Source organism: Mesorhizobium sp. M0410, from assembly GCF_040321435.1.
Taxonomy (GTDB): Bacteria; Pseudomonadota; Alphaproteobacteria; order Rhizobiales; family Rhizobiaceae; genus Mesorhizobium.
The window spans coordinates 346,640-363,070 of record NZ_JAMYRN010000002.1 but is presented as its reverse complement, the minus strand read 5'-3'; the positions used below and the strand labels follow the sequence as shown (position 1 = coordinate 363,070).

At 62.7% G+C, this 16,431-nt stretch carries 19 protein-coding genes; 10 read left to right on the top strand and 9 right to left on the bottom strand.

The window, feature by feature from the left end:
* The 4 genes from NKI63_RS03870 to NKI63_RS03855 all read right to left on the bottom strand — a co-directional run bounded on the left by NKI63_RS03870 (position 1) and on the right by NKI63_RS03855 (position 4,309).
* Entirely contained in the window at positions 1-987 is a 987-nt protein-coding gene (locus NKI63_RS03870; RefSeq protein ID WP_352820522.1) for an ABC transporter permease, read from the bottom strand.
* A gap of 106 nt (positions 988-1,093) precedes the next feature.
* On the bottom strand, positions 1,094-2,026 hold the full coding sequence (locus NKI63_RS03865) for a sugar ABC transporter substrate-binding protein (RefSeq protein ID WP_352820520.1): 933 nt from the start codon (positions 2,024-2,026) through the stop codon (positions 1,094-1,096).
* 253 nt (positions 2,027-2,279) lie between these two features.
* On the bottom strand, positions 2,280-3,074 hold the full coding sequence (locus NKI63_RS03860) for an SDR family oxidoreductase (RefSeq protein WP_254820394.1): 795 nt from the start codon (positions 3,072-3,074) through the stop codon (positions 2,280-2,282).
* Positions 3,075-3,151: 77 nt separating this feature from the next.
* On the bottom strand, positions 3,152-4,309 hold the full coding sequence (locus NKI63_RS03855) for a fumarylacetoacetate hydrolase family protein (RefSeq protein WP_352505273.1): 1,158 nt from the start codon (positions 4,307-4,309) through the stop codon (positions 3,152-3,154).
* A gap of 222 nt (positions 4,310-4,531) precedes the next feature.
* Here NKI63_RS03855 and NKI63_RS03850 point away from each other — a divergent pair, with 222 nt between their 5' ends.
* From NKI63_RS03850 to NKI63_RS03815, 8 genes are all read left to right on the top strand, one after another.
* The gene (locus NKI63_RS03850; protein ID WP_352505272.1) at positions 4,532-5,815 is read left to right on the top strand and encodes an NAD(P)/FAD-dependent oxidoreductase; all 1,284 of its coding nucleotides are present in this window, start codon (positions 4,532-4,534) and stop codon (positions 5,813-5,815) included.
* Between the two features lie 83 nt (positions 5,816-5,898).
* Positions 5,899-6,786 carry an ABC transporter permease gene (locus tag NKI63_RS03845; protein WP_352505271.1) on the top strand — a complete coding sequence of 296 codons (888 nt, stop codon included), beginning with the start codon at positions 5,899-5,901 and terminating at the stop codon, positions 6,784-6,786.
* The gene (locus tag NKI63_RS03840; protein ID WP_352505270.1) at positions 6,783-7,661 is read left to right on the top strand and encodes an ABC transporter permease; all 879 of its coding nucleotides are present in this window, start codon (positions 6,783-6,785) and stop codon (positions 7,659-7,661) included. The genes NKI63_RS03845 and NKI63_RS03840 overlap by 4 nt, the downstream gene beginning before the upstream one ends.
* Positions 7,646-8,716, top strand: a complete 1,071-nt coding sequence (locus tag NKI63_RS03835) for an ABC transporter substrate-binding protein (protein WP_352505269.1) — start codon at positions 7,646-7,648, stop codon at positions 8,714-8,716. Before NKI63_RS03840 ends, NKI63_RS03835 begins: the two co-directional genes overlap by 16 nt.
* A gap of 175 nt (positions 8,717-8,891) precedes the next feature.
* A complete protein-coding gene (locus NKI63_RS03830; protein WP_254820400.1) occupies positions 8,892-9,500 on the top strand; it encodes a cupin domain-containing protein in 609 nt (202 codons plus the stop codon).
* Positions 9,490-10,575 carry an ABC transporter ATP-binding protein gene (locus NKI63_RS03825; protein ID WP_352505268.1) on the top strand — a complete coding sequence of 362 codons (1,086 nt, stop codon included), beginning with the start codon at positions 9,490-9,492 and terminating at the stop codon, positions 10,573-10,575. Before NKI63_RS03830 ends, NKI63_RS03825 begins: the two co-directional genes overlap by 11 nt.
* A gap of 28 nt (positions 10,576-10,603) precedes the next feature.
* Positions 10,604-11,305 carry a 2'-5' RNA ligase family protein gene (locus NKI63_RS03820; protein ID WP_352689760.1) on the top strand — a complete coding sequence of 234 codons (702 nt, stop codon included), beginning with the start codon at positions 10,604-10,606 and terminating at the stop codon, positions 11,303-11,305.
* A 236-nt stretch (positions 11,306-11,541) separates the two neighbouring features.
* Positions 11,542-11,895 carry a SnoaL-like domain-containing protein gene (locus NKI63_RS03815; RefSeq protein WP_352505266.1) on the top strand — a complete coding sequence of 118 codons (354 nt, stop codon included), beginning with the start codon at positions 11,542-11,544 and terminating at the stop codon, positions 11,893-11,895.
* A 91-nt stretch (positions 11,896-11,986) separates the two neighbouring features.
* Here the strand turns inward: NKI63_RS03815 and NKI63_RS03810 are convergent, their stop codons facing one another.
* The gene (locus NKI63_RS03810) at positions 11,987-12,466 is read right to left on the bottom strand and encodes an SRPBCC family protein (protein WP_352505457.1); all 480 of its coding nucleotides are present in this window, start codon (positions 12,464-12,466) and stop codon (positions 11,987-11,989) included.
* A gap of 2 nt (positions 12,467-12,468) precedes the next feature.
* Positions 12,469-12,819, bottom strand: coding sequence for an ArsR/SmtB family transcription factor (locus NKI63_RS03805; protein ID WP_254820403.1), 351 nt, complete (start codon positions 12,817-12,819; stop codon positions 12,469-12,471).
* 173 nt (positions 12,820-12,992) lie between these two features.
* Between NKI63_RS03805 and NKI63_RS03800 the strand changes: the two genes are divergently transcribed.
* A complete protein-coding gene (locus NKI63_RS03800) occupies positions 12,993-13,346 on the top strand; it encodes an ArsC family reductase (RefSeq protein WP_352505265.1) in 354 nt (117 codons plus the stop codon).
* 61 nt (positions 13,347-13,407) lie between these two features.
* Here the strand turns inward: NKI63_RS03800 and NKI63_RS03795 are convergent, their stop codons facing one another.
* From NKI63_RS03795 to NKI63_RS03785, 3 genes are all read right to left on the bottom strand, one after another.
* Entirely contained in the window at positions 13,408-13,773 is a 366-nt protein-coding gene (locus NKI63_RS03795) for a DUF488 domain-containing protein (RefSeq protein WP_352505264.1), read from the bottom strand.
* A gap of 39 nt (positions 13,774-13,812) precedes the next feature.
* Entirely contained in the window at positions 13,813-15,069 is a 1,257-nt protein-coding gene (locus NKI63_RS03790; protein WP_352505263.1) for an aminopeptidase, read from the bottom strand.
* 81 nt (positions 15,070-15,150) lie between these two features.
* Positions 15,151-16,065, bottom strand: a complete 915-nt coding sequence (locus tag NKI63_RS03785; RefSeq protein ID WP_502900455.1) for a LysR substrate-binding domain-containing protein — start codon at positions 16,063-16,065, stop codon at positions 15,151-15,153.
* A 97-nt stretch (positions 16,066-16,162) separates the two neighbouring features.
* Here NKI63_RS03785 and NKI63_RS03780 point away from each other — a divergent pair, with 97 nt between their 5' ends.
* Positions 16,163-16,372 (top strand): hypothetical protein, encoded by a 210-nt coding sequence (locus NKI63_RS03780; protein WP_352505262.1) that lies wholly within the window; start codon positions 16,163-16,165, stop codon positions 16,370-16,372.
* Positions 16,373-16,431 lie beyond the last annotated feature (59 nt).

Below are 16,431 nucleotides of genomic sequence, written 5' to 3'. Positions count from 1 at the left end.
TCAAGTCCCTGCCTGATGCCGGCGTTCCAGCCATGAGTGGAGCGCCATCATGCCGAGGATGATGGCGCCGATGAAGATGTTGTACGCAAGGCCCGGCACACCGATCAGCACGATGCCGTTGCGCATCACGCGCAGGATCAGGATACCGAGCACCGTGCCGATGATTGTGCCGCGCCCGCCGGTCAGCGCCGTGCCGCCGATCACTACCATGGCGATGACTTCGAGCTCGTAGCCGGTGCCGCTGTTGGGGTTGGCCGCCGAGGTACGCAGCGAGGAGATGACGCCGGCGAGCGAGGCCAGGATCGACGACAGGATGAACAGGCCGATCTTGACGCCGCTGACATTGACGCCGCGCGCCCTTGCGGCACTCGGGTTGCCGCCGGCCGCCTGGATCCAGTTGCCGGTCCGGCTCTGCGTCAGCACGTAGCCGAGCGCGATTGCGGCGGCGATGAACCAGAACAGCGACATATAGATACGGAACGGCCCGATGAAGAAATCGCCGACCAGGGCTTCCGCCAGCCAGCTGCCCTCGGCGCTCCAGGTCCGCTGCGGAAACCCGCTGGTGACGAACAAAGCGGTGCCGCGCACCACCAGCAGCATGCCAAGCGTCACCAGGAAGGACGGGATCTTGAGCTGCGTCACGAACCAGCCATTGACCAGTCCGATGAAGGCAGCGACCACCAGCGCAACGACGAAGGCGGCTTCGAGCGAGGCGACGCCGCTGTTGAACAAGGTCCACATCAGGACCGGCGATAAGCCGAACACCGAGCCGACCGAGAGGTCGAATTCGCCTGATGTCATCAACAGCGTCATCGCCAGCGCGATCAGCCCGAGTTCGACCGTGAAGGCCAGCGTGTTCGAGATGTTTTGCGGCGACAGGAAGTCGTGGTTGATGCCCCAGAACACGGCGATCTCGATGACGAGCAGCACGAACGGCCCGAACTCAGGCCGCGCGATCGAGCGTTGGATAAGAGAACGATTTTCCACCTTGGACCCGCGATAGGATTGGATTTGGCCGAGACCGCAAGCGGTTCGGCGGAATGATGAGACGGTCACGGCCGCCGAAGCGGCCGTGACCAACTCGATCGCGGACCTATTTGCCGGACAGGATCTTGTCGTATACCGCGGCGGTGTCCTTCTCGTAGAGCGCGCCGGTGATCACGTCGAAGCCTGGCGGGATACCGCTTGCCGCCATGTTGGCGAGCGAGAGCGCGACGTAGCTGGTCGCCTGCGGATCCTGCCACTGCGCGGCATTGACGTAGCCGTTCAGCACTTCCTGAGTGGTGTCGAGCGAGTTGCCCCAGCCGACGACCGGGATTTCGCCCGGCTTGACGCCGACCTGGTCGAACACTCGCTTGATCGAACCGGTGACCAGGTCGCCGAGGCCGATAACCGCCTTGACCTTGGCCCTGTTGGCGGTGAGGTAATCGACCATGCGGTTGATCACTTCGGCCTGGTCGAGCGTCGCTTCGGTGATTTCGTAGGTGATGCCGAGCGGCTCGAACACGCTCTTGATGCCTTCCTCTTCCTGGACGCCATAGGTGGCGCCGGGAATCTCGACCGGCATCCAGACGAAGTCGCCCGTCTTCACCAGGCCCTTGTCGACCAGATACTGCGCCCAGTGCTTGCCGAAGGTGACGTTGTCGCCGCCGACATAGGCGTTGAAGTCCGCCTTCGGGTCGGGCGTGTTGAAGTTGATGATCGGGATGTTCGCCGCCCGCGCTTCCTTGACGATCTCGACAAGGCTGCCCGGATCAGGGCTGGTCGTGGTGATGCCGTCGGCCTTGGCGGAAATCGCGGCGCGAATAGCCTCCTGCTGCGACGCCACGTCGCCATTGTGGAACGATGTGTTGACAGTGTTGCCGGTGTCCGCCGCCCATTGCTTGGCCCCGGCAAGGAAGTAGGTCCAGACCGGATCGGCCGGGCCGCCATGCGAAATCCAGTAGAACGTCTTGGCCTGTGCCGCGGCCGGAATGGCCAGCGCCACTACCAAGCCAAGTACAAGCAGTCTTAGCCTCGTCAGCATGTGATTTCCTCCCATTTGAACCGAACTCCTCCTCCGACGACGATCACCGCGAAAGGCCGTGCGCGGCCAAAACGGTGGTGCGCATTTTGCCAGCGTCGACCTGGGCGCATTAGAGCATTCCCTTTTTCGATCGATGGCAAGCCTCCATCCGCCAATGGACGTTGGCGCAATGCACGACGCCATCAGCAATCCCATCAGATTGCATCAGTTTGGCTGATATTTTCCAGGCGGCCGACGATCGGCCCTGCGACCGTCACGCAATGCCGCGCGGCGGCGCGCCGAGCACGGATTGCTCTAGGTCGATAAGCGTCCCGGTCATCAGCCCGGAGGCGTCGCTGAGCAGGAACAGCGTTAGCTGGGCGACTTCGTCCATGGTCAGCAATCGACCAAGCGGCAGGCCGGCGGCGGCGATCTTTGCCCAGTTTTCGCCCTTGCCCAGCGTGCGCGCCTGCATCTCTTGTTCGGCCGGCGTCGCTACCCAGCCCATGTTGATGCCGTTGACGCGGATGCGATCGGAAAGATGCGCGTTGGCAATGTTTCTGGTCAGCGTCGAAAGCGCGCCCTTGGTGGCGGAATAGATGGCAAGGTCCGGCGCACCGCAATGCGCATTCACCGACAGTATGTTGACGATGGCGCCCGCCGCCTGCCGTGTCTTCATGTCGGCTACGGCCGCTTGCATGAGGAAGAACGGCGCGCGCGCATTGACGGAAAACAACCTGTCCCAGTCGTCGATTGTGCCAGTTTCCAGCGAGGCCCGGTCGGTGAGGGCCGCAGCGTTCACCAGACAATCGATGCGGCCGAGTCTTTTGATCGCTTCCGCCATGACAGCTGCAGGCGCGGCCGGATCTCCAAGCTCGGCCTGGATGAAGACGACGGGCCGGCTTGGTCGTGAAAGCTCTTCGGCGATGCGTGCGCCACGCTCGGCATTGCGGCCGACAATGGCGATCCCTTCGCCGCCGCCGGCTGAGGCCAGCCGGGCGATGGTCTCGCCAAGCCCTTGCGTCCCGCCGGTAACGACAAGGGTCTTGCCCTCAAGAGCGACGATCAATGGACTCTCCCGAATGCCGACGAGCAGGTAATTTCCAATCAGAGAATTCTAGATCTATCGGATGTGAGGCTGGGGGACTAGATGAGGTCGGCCCTTGCGAGGTCACGCATCAGATGGCTGGCGCCGTAGGTCCAGTGTGGGCAGTCGGGTGACAGCCGCACGCGGTTGACCAAGGCACCGAACTTCTCCGACGATATGGTGACGATGTCGCCGACCTTGTGGGTAAAGCCTTTGCCTGTTTCGCCGCGATCCTTCGACGGCACGAACATCGTGCCGAGATAGAGTGCCAGCCCGTCCGGGTATTGATGATGTGGCCCCATGGCGGCGGCGACCAACTCTTCTGGCGAGCGGCTGATCTCGGCCATCGAACTGGCGCCCTCCAGCGAGAACCCATCCTCGCCTTCGACTTTCAACCGTACGATCGCCTGCTTCACGTCGCCGATGGAAAATGTCTCATCGAACAGCCGGATAAAGGGGCCAAGTGCTGCCGAAGCGTTGTTGTCCTTGGCTTTGCCGAGCAGCAGCGCCGAGCGCCCCTCGACGTCGCGCAGGTTGACGTCGTTGCCGATCGTCGCCCCGACGATCCTGCCGCTGCTCGCAGCAATCATGGCGATCTCCGGCTCCGGATTGTTCCATGTCGAAACCGGATGCAGGCCGACATCGGCGCCGAAGCCGACCGAGGCCATCGGCTGGCATTTGGTGAAGATCTCGGCATCGGGGCCTATGCCGACTTCCAGATATTGCGACCAGGCGCCGCGCGCAATCAGCTTGGCCTTGATCTCCATCGCTTCCGGCGAGCCGGGCTTGAGCTTCGACAGGTCGTGGCCGATCAGCCCGGCGATGTCGGCGCGAATGGCGTCGGCCTTTTCCGCCGAACCGCGCGCCTGCTCCTCGATCACCCGTTCGAGCAGGCTGACGACAAAGGTGACGCCAGACGCCTTGATCGCCTGCAGGTCGACGGGGGACAGCAGGTACGGTTTCCCCGGATCGCGCGCTGTCTCGAAACTGTTGGCCGCAATGGCATCGAGCGGGCCGATCGGCCGCCCCTTTGCCGAGCGGACGTGCGCTGCCGGATCCGGCAATTCGCAAACGTCGCGTACGGTCGGTGCCACATTTGACATGATGTCGAAGACCGTGCCGTCACGCACCGTGACCACCAGCGGATGGGAAGCATCGCTCGCCCGGGCGCGGCCCACGAAGAGGCCTTCGGCGGGCAAATGTGTGGCGTTCGTCATGGCTTGTATTTCCTGTTGTCTTGTCCTTCGGCCGCGGCACTTTCAACAAATTCCCGCCAAAGGTCTATCCCGCTTGCAGGGCGAGCTTTGTCAATTCTTTGGGTCTTCGCATCGCTGGACCTTGATCGAGCCTGACGTGCGCCAACGGCGACGGAAAACGCTCTTTCAAAATAATGAAACCGTCGCTAGGGTTTTTCACCTACTGAAGTCTCCAGGTGACGCTTGCTCTTACGGTTTTCCGACCCAATCTGGCAGAAGCCGCGGACAGCCACCGCGTTCCAGTCGCTTTTTCCAGCCGGCCAATGCGTCGATGTCGTCATCGTCGGCGGCGGCATCATGGGGCTGTCAACGGCCTTGCACGCTGCCCGGCTCGGCCTTGCGGTCCAGGTGCTGGAGGCCGGCGAAATTGGCAATGGCGCGTCCGGTCTGAACGGCGGTCAGGTTATTCCTGGCCTGAAATACGATCCGGACTGGCTGCTGGAGCATTTTGCTCTCGAACGCGGTGAGGCGCTCGTCAACTTTGCCGCCTCGACGGCGGACGCCGTCTTCGAATTGATCCGCGACGAAAAACTGGCGGTGCCGTTCGTTCGCAATGGCTGGATTCAGGCCGCGCACACCGAGACCGCGCTGATAGCGGCGGCGAATCGGGATCGGCAGTGGCGGGCGCGGGGCGCCGATGTCCGGTTGCTGAGCGGGACGGAGATCGCGACGATGACCGGCGCGCAAGGCTATCTCGGCGGCTGGCTCGATCGCCGTGCCGGCGTCATCGATCCGCTCGCCTACACGTCGGAACTGGCGCGCGTCGCTGCAGCGGCAAGCGTAAAGATCGCCGAGCGCCAGAACGTGATGCAGATCAGCAAGGATGCTGGTATTTGGCACGTTGCCACGGAAAGCGGCGCCGAACTCAAGGCCAGGGCGGTCGTCCTGGCGACCAACGCCTATACTGGCGGCCTGCTTCCCGGCCTCGCCGAGACGATCGTCCCGCTGCATTCCTTTCAGATCGCGACAGCGCCGCTATCGTCCAATCTCGCGGCGGCGATCCTGCCGGAGGGGCAGGCGGTTTCGGATTCGCGCCGCATCCTCGTCTATTACCGCAAGAGTGCCGATGGTCGGCTGGTGCTTGGCGGACGCGGCCGCATGGCCTTGCCGAACGGCCCGGCCGACTGGGCGCATCTGGAACGCGCGCTGCTGCGACTCTACCCGGCGCTGTCCGACGTGGCCATTGAAAAGCGCTGGTTCGGCCGGGTTGCAATGACGCCGGACCATCTCCCGCATATCCACGAGCCAGAGAAGGGTCTGCTGGCGGTGGTTGGCTGCCAGGGCCGCGGCATCGGCCTGATGACCGCCCTTGGCGAGCGCATCGCCTCCTACCTGTCGAGCGGCGACACCAGGCAATTGCCGTTCCCGATCTCGCCGATCCGGCCGATTCCGTTTCACGCCTTTCGGCAGGTCGGCGTTGCCGCGACCATCGCCTGGTACCGAATGCTGGACGCCTTCGAACGCTGACGTTCATTCCCGAACGTGAAACAGCTTGACAGCTTCACGAATATGAAAAAAGCTTAGTCGATTTCAAATACCATAGGCAGTCGATGTCGACCATCGCCGCAACCCAGCCGCTGCCGGAAACCCGGTCTTCGCCGGGTTTCCGTTTCGCCATGCTGCTGCCGGGCGGGCTCGTCACCTTTGTGCTGATCCTTTTCGCCCTTGGCCTTGTGTTCTTCCTCGCCTTCCGCGGCAATGACGGCTCGCTGCTGGGGGCTGGTTTCACCCTTGCTAATTTCGTCACCGTGGCAACCGATCCGCTGTACTGGACGGTGACGCTGCGCTCGCTGGGTATCGCCGGCGTGGTGACGCTGGCAACGGTCGTCACGGCGTATCCTGTCGCCTACTATCTGGCCTTTCATGCCGGGCGGCGACGCGGGCTGCTGCTGTTCCTGCTGACCCTGCCGTTTTGGACCAGCTATCTGCTGCGCGTCTTCGCTTGGAAGATCGTGCTTGCCTATAATGGCGTGCTCAACTCGGCGCTGATCGAAAGCGGCATCTGGTCGGAGCCGACATTGGCCTTTCTCAACACACCGGCAGCGGTCGTCGTCACGCTTGCCCACGCTTATGCCCCGTTCGCCATCCTGCCCATCTATGTGGCGCTGGACACGATCCCGAAATCGCTGCTCGAAGCCGCTTCCGATCTCGGCGCAAAACCGTTCACCAGCTTCCGCCGCATCGTGCTGCCCAATTCGATGCCGGGCGTGCTGGCGGCGGCCCTCGTCGTCTTCGTGCCGACCGTCGGCGACTATGTCACCCCGGCGTTGGTCGGCGGCCCGGCCAGCACCATGATCGGTACGCTGATCCAGGCCGAGTTCGGCAAGGCAAATGACTGGCCGTTCGGCGCCGCACTCGCCGTCGCCGTCATGCTGGTCATTCTCGCCGTGGTGCTGGTGGTGCGCTTCGCCGACCGCCGATACGGCAGCCGCACATGAACACGGCGCGTATCGATGCAAGGCAGGGCGGCGGCTGGCTGGGAGCCTACGTCCTTGCCTATCTGGTGTTCCTGTATCTGCCGATATTGCTGATCCCGCTGTTTTCCTTCAACGATTCGATCCAGGCGGCGTTTCCGCTGCAAGGCTTCACGCTTGAGTGGTACGGCACGCTTTACGGCAATTCGGCGCTGTCCAGCGCGCTTGCCACCAGCCTCGTCATCGGCGCAACTGCTGCCACTGGCGCAACACTCTGCGGCGTGACCGTGTCCTATATGGACCTCTACGGCCGCTCGCCGCTGGCCGCCACGATCAGTGCTATAGCGCGGCTGCCGATCCTGATCCCAGGCGTCATCGTCGGCATATCGCTGCTCATCCTGGTCAACCTCGCCGGCTTGGGGCCGTCGCGCATTGCCATTGTGCTCGGCCATGTGTTGGTGGCGCTGCCGACGACGGTGGTGGTCATGCGCAGCCGCTTCGCCGCCATCCCGAAGACCATCCGCGAGGCAGCGCTCGACCTCGGCGCTTCCGACTGGACGACCTTCAGACGGGTGATGCTGCCGCTCAGCCTGCCGGCCATTATTTCGGCGTTCATGCTGGCCTTCCTGACCTCCTTCGACGAGTTCATCGTCGCCTTCTTCCTTGCCGGCACCGAGCCGACGCTGCCGCTTTATATCTGGAGCCAGCTGCGCTTCCCGAAATCGCTGCCGACCGTCATGGCGCTCGGCACCGCGATCCTGGCCGTGTCGTTTCTCATCGCCGCACTCGCCGAAATGCTTCGCCATCGCGGGCTTGCTGCCACCCGGCGGTCAGCGCGCGCCAACCTGTCAAAACCAGAAGAAACCGAAGGAGGAGAACTGCAATGGCATTCGACCTGAAATCGATAACGGCAAAGACAGCGAAAACCGGACTGGCTGCCTTCGCGCTGGCGCTTGCGTCGACTGTCGCCTTTGCCGGGGACAAGCTGCAATATTTCACCTGGTCGGGTTATGAACTGCCCGACTTCAACAAGAGCTTCCTCGCCGCGCACCCCGATGGTGTCGAAGCTTCGATGTTTGGCGACGACGATGACGCTTTCACCAAGGTCAAGGCCGGCTTCCGCCCCGATATCGCGCACCCATGCTATGACAAGGTGGCGCGCTGGAACAAGGAAGGCCTGCTGCAGCCGATCGACACCAAGCGCATCAAGAACTGGGATTCGATCTTCCCGGTCTTCAAGAACCTGCCCGACCTGCAGGCCGGCGACGGCAAGGTCTGGATGGTGCCGTGGGACTGGGGCAATACCGCGATCCTCTATCGCACCGATCTGGTGAAGAACCCGGAAGCCAGTTGGAACCTGCTTTGGGACAAGCAATATGCCGGGCGGATGGCGACCATCGATGCCGTCCACGACACACCGGTGGTGGCGGCCCTTCTCGCCGGCGTCAATCCATTCGACATGACACCGGAACAGATGGACAAGGTGGCAGAAAAACTTCGCGAGCAGCGCCCGCTGCTCTCGAACTACACCACCGACATGACCTCGGTCGAGCAAGCATTGGCGAGCGGGCAGCTGGTCGCGGCCATGACCTGGAACGCCTCGGCCACCTCGCTGAAGAAGCAGGGCGTGCCTGTCGAGTTCATGAAGCCGAAAGAAGGCATGCTGACCTGGGCTTGCGGCTTCGTCATGCTCAAGGACGCCAAGAACGTCGACCTAGCCTATGACTTCATCAACAGCCGGCTGGAGACGGATTCCGGAAAGTATCTGATCCAGGCCTACGGCTATGGCAGCTCGATCAGCTCGGCTTTCGCCGCCGTGCCGAAGGAGGAGTTGGAGAAACTGCAGCTGCCTTCCGATCCCGAGGTGATGCTGAAGACCACGATCTTCACCGGGCCGATGAAACAGAATGACGAACTCGCCAAGATGTTCGAGAAGGTCAAGGCGGGCGGCTGAGTTCGTACTTCCTTCTCCCCTTGCGGGAGAAGTGTCGCCGAAGGCGACGGATGAGGGGTGTTCCAGATGGCACCGACGGCACTCCGGCCAACACCCCTCATCCGTCTCGGCGCTTCGCGTCGATCCACCTTCTCCCACAAGGGGAGGGAAAACCTTACCAAATAAGGACGAACGAATGGACATGCTGGACGAAGCGGCTGAGAAGCCGAAGGATGACGCCGACGTCAGGGTCGGCCGGCGCGTGCGGGCGCTCAGGCTGGAGCGCAATCTCTCCCTGGCCGAACTCGCCGCCAAAGCCGGCGTCTCGATCGGTGCGCTGAGCCAGATCGAGCGCGGCATGTCGTCATTGCGGGTGCGAGTGATCTGGCCGCTTGCCGCCGCCCTCGACATCGAGCCGTCGGCGCTGATTGTTGATGGCAACGATGCCGGCAACGATCTGTATTGCGTTCGCGCCAACAGCCGGCGTCAGATCCCGGTCAAGTCGGAAGGCATCGCCAAGGCGCTGCTGTCGCCGCCGGCTGCCACGCTGACCGGGATGCTGGTGACGGTGGAAGCCGGTGGCGGCACCGCCGAAGCCTACGCCCATGCCGGCCATGAATTCGGCTTCGTCCTGTCGGGCGAGGTCGAGCTGGTGGTCGATTCGACCAGATACGGGCTGAAGGCCGGTGACAGCTTCGCCTTCAAGAGCACCTTGCTGCATGCCTTCCGCAATCCGGGCAGCGAGCGCTGCCAGATCCTGTGGGTCAACACCACCAAGCCGTCCGAGGTTCGTGATGGCGCCTGATCCGCTCGTCCGGCTGGACAAGGTCTCCAAGATTTTCCCCGGCGGCATCGTCGGGCTCGACACTGTCGATCTCAATATTTCGCGCGGCGAGTTCCTGACCCTGCTCGGACCGTCCGGCTGCGGCAAGACCACCAGCCTGCGGGTCATCGCTGGTTTCGAAGGCCCGTCGAGCGGCAGGGTCCTGCTCGAAGGGCGCGACATCACGGGGCTCAGGCCCTTCGACCGCCCGGTCAACACCGTATTCCAGGACTACGCGCTGTTTCCGCACATGAACGTCGCCGAAAATGTCGGCTTCGGCTTGTCGCTGCGCAAGCTCGCCGGTGCCGAACAGGCGAAGCGCGTCGGCGCGGCGCTCGACATGGTCGGCCTTGCCGACAAGCTCGGCGCCCGCGTGTCCGAACTGTCGGGTGGCCAGCGCCAGCGCGTCGCGCTTGCCCGCGCCATAGTCTGCGAACCGCGCGTGCTGCTGCTCGACGAGCCGCTGTCGGCGCTCGATGCGCATCTGCGCGAACAGATGCAGGTCGAGTTGAAGCGCCTGCAGTCGCGCCTCGGCACCACTTTCGTCATGGTCACGCACGATCAGACCGAGGCGCTGTCGATCTCTGACCGCATCGTCGTCATGAACAAAGGCCGCATCGAGCAGACCGCGCCGCCGGCGACCCTCTACGACCGGCCCGCAACCAAATTCGTCGCCAGCTTCATCGGCACGATGAACCTTCTGCAGTCGCGCTTTGTCGGCCGCGACGGCGAGCGCTTGCGGTTCGCCGCCGGCGCCCTGCCGCTGGAAGCGGTTTCGGAGACGGGCGAACTGCCTGGCGAGGGCACGGTGCGCACCATCGGCGTGCGTCCGGAGGATCTTTTGGCGACGACCGAGGCCACGGCCGGCACTGTACCGGTGCGGGTGAACAGCATCGTCTTCCACGGCCGCACCTTGCGCCTTCATGCAGAGCTGGGGCAGGGGACACAGGTGGTGATCGACGCGCCACGCCCGACAGAGGGTTCTCAATTCAGCGTCGGCGATGTGGCGCATATCAGCCTGCGCCGCGGCGCCAACTGCCCTATGCTGCCCAGCTAGTCTGATTTTCAACTTCCAGAAAACCGGAGTGTTCCCACACTATCGGCAACGGGGCGCAGAGTTCGAATTCCTGCTCGGCAGGGCTTCCTCGACAGCTGAAATCGCGGGTGTTGGCGCGGAAAGCATTCAGCGCCCGTTGCGTTTCCATTTGACGAGTTCTCTGTTTGTTCTAAATTTCTCGGTCGGATACAATTTGCCGGACGAGAGATCAATTATGAGTGGGCAACCTGCATTCGGAGCCGCGAACAACGGCCAGACCTTTTTCCGATGGGAGCGGTCCAAGCGACGTTTCGACGACCGCATATTCTTCGCCATCTTGGCTGAGAGCGCGGTCGCTGGTCCCTTGGCGCGAAAGGCTATCGCCTTGAATCGAGAGTTAGGGCTGCAAGGCTGGTTTGTTCCGGAAAAGCACATCCATATCTCGCTCGTCGGCCTCGGTGACCATGATGGGTATCCGGAAGAGCTGGTTGAAATCGCTCGGCATATCGGCTCGATGATCGTTGCAAAACCGTTCGATGTTTCTTTCGATCGCCTGACGGCTTTTGGTGGTGGTTCGCTGGTTCTGCGCAACGGTGACAGCAATCCAGCGCTCCAAGAATTCTGGCGCAATCTCACCGCTCTGATTTCCGACAGCCCGCTAAAGCTCTTTCTCACGAAGTCCATTGAACCGCATGTTACGCTGCTTCGTGACGAAGTCCGTGTCCCCAGGATTTCGCGAACGGTCGATTGATCCAATTGGCTGGACAGTCCGGGATTTTGTGCTGATCCACAGTGTAATCGGCAAGGGGATTTACCGCGAGCGCGCACGTTGGCAATTGAACGGCCAAGACGATGCCTTGGCCGGGATGTAGAGCCCCCGCACGATATTCATCATCCTGACATGGCATGTCAGCTGTCTCGGGATTGACGATGGCAGGCCAGCACGCGACCCGCTACTTCCAATGCGTCTTAACAGGAGGAACCCCCATGACGATCACGGAAATTGCCAAGGATTTCACCGAGCTCCTCAAGCAGGGCGATCACCAAGGTGCTGCTGAGAAGTACAATGCCGACGACGTCGCCAGCTACGAAGCCATGGAGGGGCCGATGGCCGTCTCCCGTGGCAAGGAAGCTCTGAAGCAAAAGAACCAGTGGTGGCAAGAGAACAACGAAGTGCATGGCGGTTCGGTCGAGGGCCCATATGTCAACGGCGACCAGTTCGCAGTGCGCTTCAAGTTTGACATAACGCCCAAAGCTACCGGCGAACGTGCCACCATAGATGAGGTTGGTCTGTACACGGTCAAGAACGGCAAGATCACAGAAGAGCGGTTCTACTATTGAGGCCGGAAATACCACCGGCTTCCGGGAGCCGCTGCAAGGTTGAACAATAAGCATGGCGGCCGGGAGGATGACCTGGCCGTCTTCGAGAAGCTCAGATCGTTTTGACGTAACCCGCCAACTGATCCGCCACCGTGCCCCAGCCGTCGTAGAAGCCCATCTCCTCGTGGCTGTTGCGCGTGGCTTCGTCGCGGTGGATGGCGGTCGCGGTGTAGCGCGTCGCCTCGCCCCGCGATTGCAGCGATATGACGGCTGTAATGAACGGGTCGCCTGACGGCCGGTAGCCTGGCAGCAGCGCATCGGTCCACACCAGCCGCTCGTCCTGGACGATCTCGAGGTAGCAGCAACGCCTGTCGTTGACCTCCTTGCCGTCGGGCGACTGCATGCGGGTGCGGAACAGGCCGCCGGGCCGCAGGTCGATCTCGCAATCGGTGATGATCCACGGCTTCGGCGTGAACCATTGGCGGACATGCTCGGGCTTCGTCAAGGCCATCCACAGCAGTTCGCGCGGCGCCTCGATCGACCGTTCGAGCACGAGGTCGAGCTTCGGATCGGGTTGGAACAACGGAGCCATGTTCATCTGTCTTTCTCCTTGAGTTTCAGCACGTAGTCGTCGAACTGGTCGAGACGGCGCTCCCACAGCGCTCGCTGCTCGGCCAGCCAGTTTTCCGCGAGCTTCAGCGGCTCCGGCGCGAGCCGGTAGGTCCTGACGCGGCCTGCCTTCTCCGAATGCACCAGCCCGCAGCCTTCCAAAACCCTGAGATGCTCGATGAACGATGGCAGGGCCATCTCGAACGGCTGGGCAAGCTCGCTGACCGAGGCGGGGCTTCGGTTCAGTCGCTCGACCACGCGTCGCCGGGTCGGATCGGCGAGCGCCCGGAAAATGCCGTCGACGGGCGGGGGGCTTTCGGTCTGCAGGCTCGTCATAGTCGTTTCCTTGCCTCGGCCATTCCGCGTGACCAGAGTTGGCTTAGAAACACTTAGGGAAATTCCTTACTATTGGCAAGGGCGAAAATCATGGATGCCCGGCAAGGCCGCTGGAAAACTGCGAGGTGCGGTTTTAGGGTGCCGTCAGATTCGACCGGTCCGAGGATCCGTTTTTGACGATCACCATGTATGGCATCACCAATTGCGATACGATCAAGAAGGCCCGTTCCTGGCTGGCGAGCCATGATGTTGCCTATCGCTTTCATGACTACAGGGTCGACGGGCTGGATGCGGATCGGCTGAACGGCTGGTCAGGCAAAGTCGGCTGGGAAATTCTGCTCAACAAGGCGAGCACGACGTTTCGCGAACTGTCGGGGGAGGACAGGATGGGCCTGGATGAAAGGAAGGCCAAGGCGCTGATGCTGGCAAAGCCGACGATGATCAAGCGTCCGGTGCTGGAACTTGGCGATCGCATACTGGTTGGCTTCAAGCCTGATGTTTATCAAGAGGCGATCGGTAGGAAGTAGAACCGACCGACCGCGATCCGTCGCGCCCCCCTCTGTCCTGCCGGCATGAATATCGATCGTATCAGACGCTTGTGGTTTTCCCATGCAAATAGCTCGCCAGCGCGACCGCATTATTATGGGCCTCGTCATGCGCGCCGTAGAGCAGCGTCACCTTGCCCTCACGCAGCAAGGCGCGCAGTTCCGCCACCGCCTCGCCGTTCCGGTCGAGCTCATCGCTGTATCGCCGCTGGAACTCCGCCCAGCGCGCCGGCTCATGGCCAAACCATTTGCGCAACGCGTCGCTTGGCGCGATGTCCCTCAGCCATAGCGTCAGCGCCGCGTCCTGCTTGGCGATGCCGCGCGGCCATATGCGGTCCACCAGCACCCGCTGCCCGTCATCGGGCGACGGCGGCTCATAGATGCGCTTGACCGCGAGTTCCATTGCCAACCCCGCATGCGTCACCGGCGCGGCTGCGTGCTGGTGCTCTTAAACCCACTCGCCCTTGCGCATCACCGGCACGCGGCTGCTGTCCTTGTGGACGCCGTCTATATCGATCTTGTCCGAGCCAATCATCCAGTCGATGTGGATGAAACTCTTGTTGCCGCCGCGCGCCGCGATCTCGTCCTGGCTGAGCGAGGCGCCGTCGACAAAGCACTTCGAGTAGCACTGGCCAAGCGCGATGTGGCAGGCGGCGTTCTCGTCGAACAGCGTGTTGAAAAACAGCAGCCCGCTCTTGGCGATCGGCGAGGAATGCGGCACCAGCGCCACCTCGCCGAGACGGCGCGAGCCTTCGTCGGTATCGAGCACCTTCTGCAGCACATCCTCACCTTTCGAGGCCTTGGCCTCGACGATGCGGCCCGCCTCGAAACGCACCGCAATGCCGTCGATCAGCGTGCCCTGGTAGGACAGAGGCTTGGTGCTCGTGACGTGGCCTTCGACGCGCCTTGCATGCGGCGTGGTGAAAACCTCTTCGGTCGGGATGTTCGGGTTGCAGGTGATGCCGTTCTTGGCGGTCGAGGCGCCGCCCATCCACTCGTGGCCGTCGGCCAGCCCGACGGTCAGGTCGGTGCCGGGGCCGGTGAAATGCAGTGCGTGGAAATTGTGGCCGTTCAGCCATTCGGTGCGGCTCTTCAACGCCGCATTGTGCGCCGTCCAGTTGCCGATCGGGTCTTCGACGTCCACCCGCGAGGCGGCAAAGATGGCATCGGCGAGCTTGGCCACGGCGACGTCTTCGGCATCGTCCGCGAAAACCTGCTTGGCCCACGCCTGATCGGGATAGGCCACGATGTTCCAGTTGATCTCGAAGCCGGTGATCTTCTCAAGCGCCGGCTGATAGGCCATCGAATTTGCCTTGTTGGCACGCGCCACCTTTGCCGGGTCCTGAGACGAAAGCAGCGAGGGATCCTCGCCGCGCACGGCAAGCCTCGCCGCATTGTCGGCGAAGGCTTTTGCCATGCCTTCATAGAGCCAGCCGGCGGCGCGGTCAAAACCGGCGTCGGCGCCGTAGCGGAAGCGCGCGAGAGTGATCTCGTCGTCGTTGAAGATCGGCGTCACCAGGCCGGCACCTGCCTTGTAGGCGTGCTCGACGATCCGCCGCGTCAGAGGCAGCGCGGCGATAGACGAGGTCAGCACCAGATCCTGACCCGGCTGCAATTGCAGCCCGACCTTGACGGCGACCTCCGCCAGCCTGTCGAGCTTCACCGGGTCGATGGTTGCGGAAACGCCGCGCGAATGTGTGGTCATGATCCTGCCTGCCGTGATTGGGGACTGCGTCTTACATAGACCGGCGTTACCGACCTTTCCACTCTGATGACGCCGGCAGGTCTAGCTGACGCTCTCGAGCGACCTGAACTGCGCCATCGTCGCCTCGATCTCTTCGCGCACCCAGATCTTGAAATCCCTGACCTTGCGGCTTTCGCCCTTGCTGGCCGAAGTCACCAGCCAATAGCCGAGCCCGCTCTGGGCGCGTATGCCGAACGGCGCAACGAGACGGCCGTCGACCAGCGCGTCGGCGGCCAGCAATTGCCAGCCGAGCATGACGCCGTGACCGGCAATCGCCGATTCCAGGCACAGCATCGGATCTGTGAAGCGCGCGCCTTTCATGAAGGTGACCGGCTCCACCCCGGCCGCTTCGAACCAGCTCTCCCAACTGATCATCGATCTTTCGTCTGTGATCGCACAAGTCAAAGCAAGGTCCTCGATCGATTTCAGCTTGCTGGCGATCACCGGTGCACAGACCGGAAACACCTCTTGCGCCAGCAGCAATTCGGCCCGCCCGCCCGGCCATTTGCCGTCGCCGAGCCGGATGGCGACGTCGATGTCCGAACGATCGAAATCGGCAAGCCGCACCGAGGCATCGATGCGCAGGAGCACGTTCGGATGCCGGGCAAAATGCCGCGATAGCCGCGGCAGCAGCCATTTCGAGGCGAACGCCGGCGCCACCGAAACCACCAGCGTGCACTCCGAGCTTTCATCGGCAAGCGCCACCGCCTGTGCGAGTTCGCGAAACCCGGCGCTGAGCCGCGCGGTAAAGACGGCACCGAATTCCGTCGCCACCAGGCCAGCTGGCGTTCGTTCGAACAGCGCCCGGCCGAGCTGCTTTTCTGTCCGGTTGATCTGCTGGCTGACGGCGCTGACCGAGACGTTGAGCTCGCCGGCCGCCGCCGCAAGCGAGCCCAGGCGGGCAACGGTTTCCACGGCGCGCAAGCCGTTGAGATGGACGCGGTTCAGAGTAGCCATACAGTTTTTCTAAACTCGAGCGGCGGAAATCTCAATTGCCAGACGCTAACGAACGGCGGATTCTAAGTGGGTTACGCAGAGTGAGGAGGCAAATCCGATGAAGATTTTATCATGGCTCGGCGCCTTTTCCTCGATCGGGACGCAGCCACACCGGCACGACAGCGAGGCCATCAGCTGGGTGACCGATCCGCTGTCGCATCCGGTGCTCGACACCATGTCGGAGCGCGAACTCGCCGACATGCCGTTCAGGCTGACCGCGCGTCGCACTCGCTTCGAGACGGCCTCGACAAGAACCTGCTGCGGTTGAGTCTCCTGAAGAAGCACCTCGGGCGAGCCAACCGCCGACGCGGCTGCGCAACCCTTCTG

What these genes read in the sequence shown, in the direction of transcription:
- NKI63_RS03865 (WP_352820520.1), bottom strand. Translation starts at nt 2,026, where the DNA reads ATGCTGACGAGGCTAAGACTGCTTGTACTTGGCTTGGTAGTGGCGCTG.
- NKI63_RS03855 (WP_352505273.1), bottom strand. Translation starts at nt 4,309, where the DNA reads ATGACGAACGCCACACATTTGCCCGCCGAAGGCCTCTTCGTGGGCCGC.
- NKI63_RS03845 (WP_352505271.1), top strand. Translation starts at nt 5,899, where the DNA reads ATGTCGACCATCGCCGCAACCCAGCCGCTGCCGGAAACCCGGTCTTCG.
- NKI63_RS03840 (WP_352505270.1), top strand. Translation starts at nt 6,783, where the DNA reads ATGAACACGGCGCGTATCGATGCAAGGCAGGGCGGCGGCTGGCTGGGA.
- NKI63_RS03835 (WP_352505269.1), top strand. Translation starts at nt 7,646, where the DNA reads ATGGCATTCGACCTGAAATCGATAACGGCAAAGACAGCGAAAACCGGA.
- NKI63_RS03830 (WP_254820400.1), top strand. Translation starts at nt 8,892, where the DNA reads ATGGACATGCTGGACGAAGCGGCTGAGAAGCCGAAGGATGACGCCGAC.
- NKI63_RS03825 (WP_352505268.1), top strand. Translation starts at nt 9,490, where the DNA reads ATGGCGCCTGATCCGCTCGTCCGGCTGGACAAGGTCTCCAAGATTTTC.
- NKI63_RS03815 (WP_352505266.1), top strand. Translation starts at nt 11,542, where the DNA reads ATGACGATCACGGAAATTGCCAAGGATTTCACCGAGCTCCTCAAGCAG.
- NKI63_RS03810 (WP_352505457.1), bottom strand. Translation starts at nt 12,466, where the DNA reads ATGGCTCCGTTGTTCCAACCCGATCCGAAGCTCGACCTCGTGCTCGAA.
- NKI63_RS03805 (WP_254820403.1), bottom strand. Translation starts at nt 12,819, where the DNA reads ATGACGAGCCTGCAGACCGAAAGCCCCCCGCCCGTCGACGGCATTTTC.
- NKI63_RS03790 (WP_352505263.1), bottom strand. Translation starts at nt 15,069, where the DNA reads ATGACCACACATTCGCGCGGCGTTTCCGCAACCATCGACCCGGTGAAG.
- NKI63_RS03785 (WP_502900455.1), bottom strand. Translation starts at nt 16,065, where the DNA reads ATGGCTACTCTGAACCGCGTCCATCTCAACGGCTTGCGCGCCGTGGAA.
- NKI63_RS03780 (WP_352505262.1), top strand. Translation starts at nt 16,163, where the DNA reads ATGAAGATTTTATCATGGCTCGGCGCCTTTTCCTCGATCGGGACGCAG.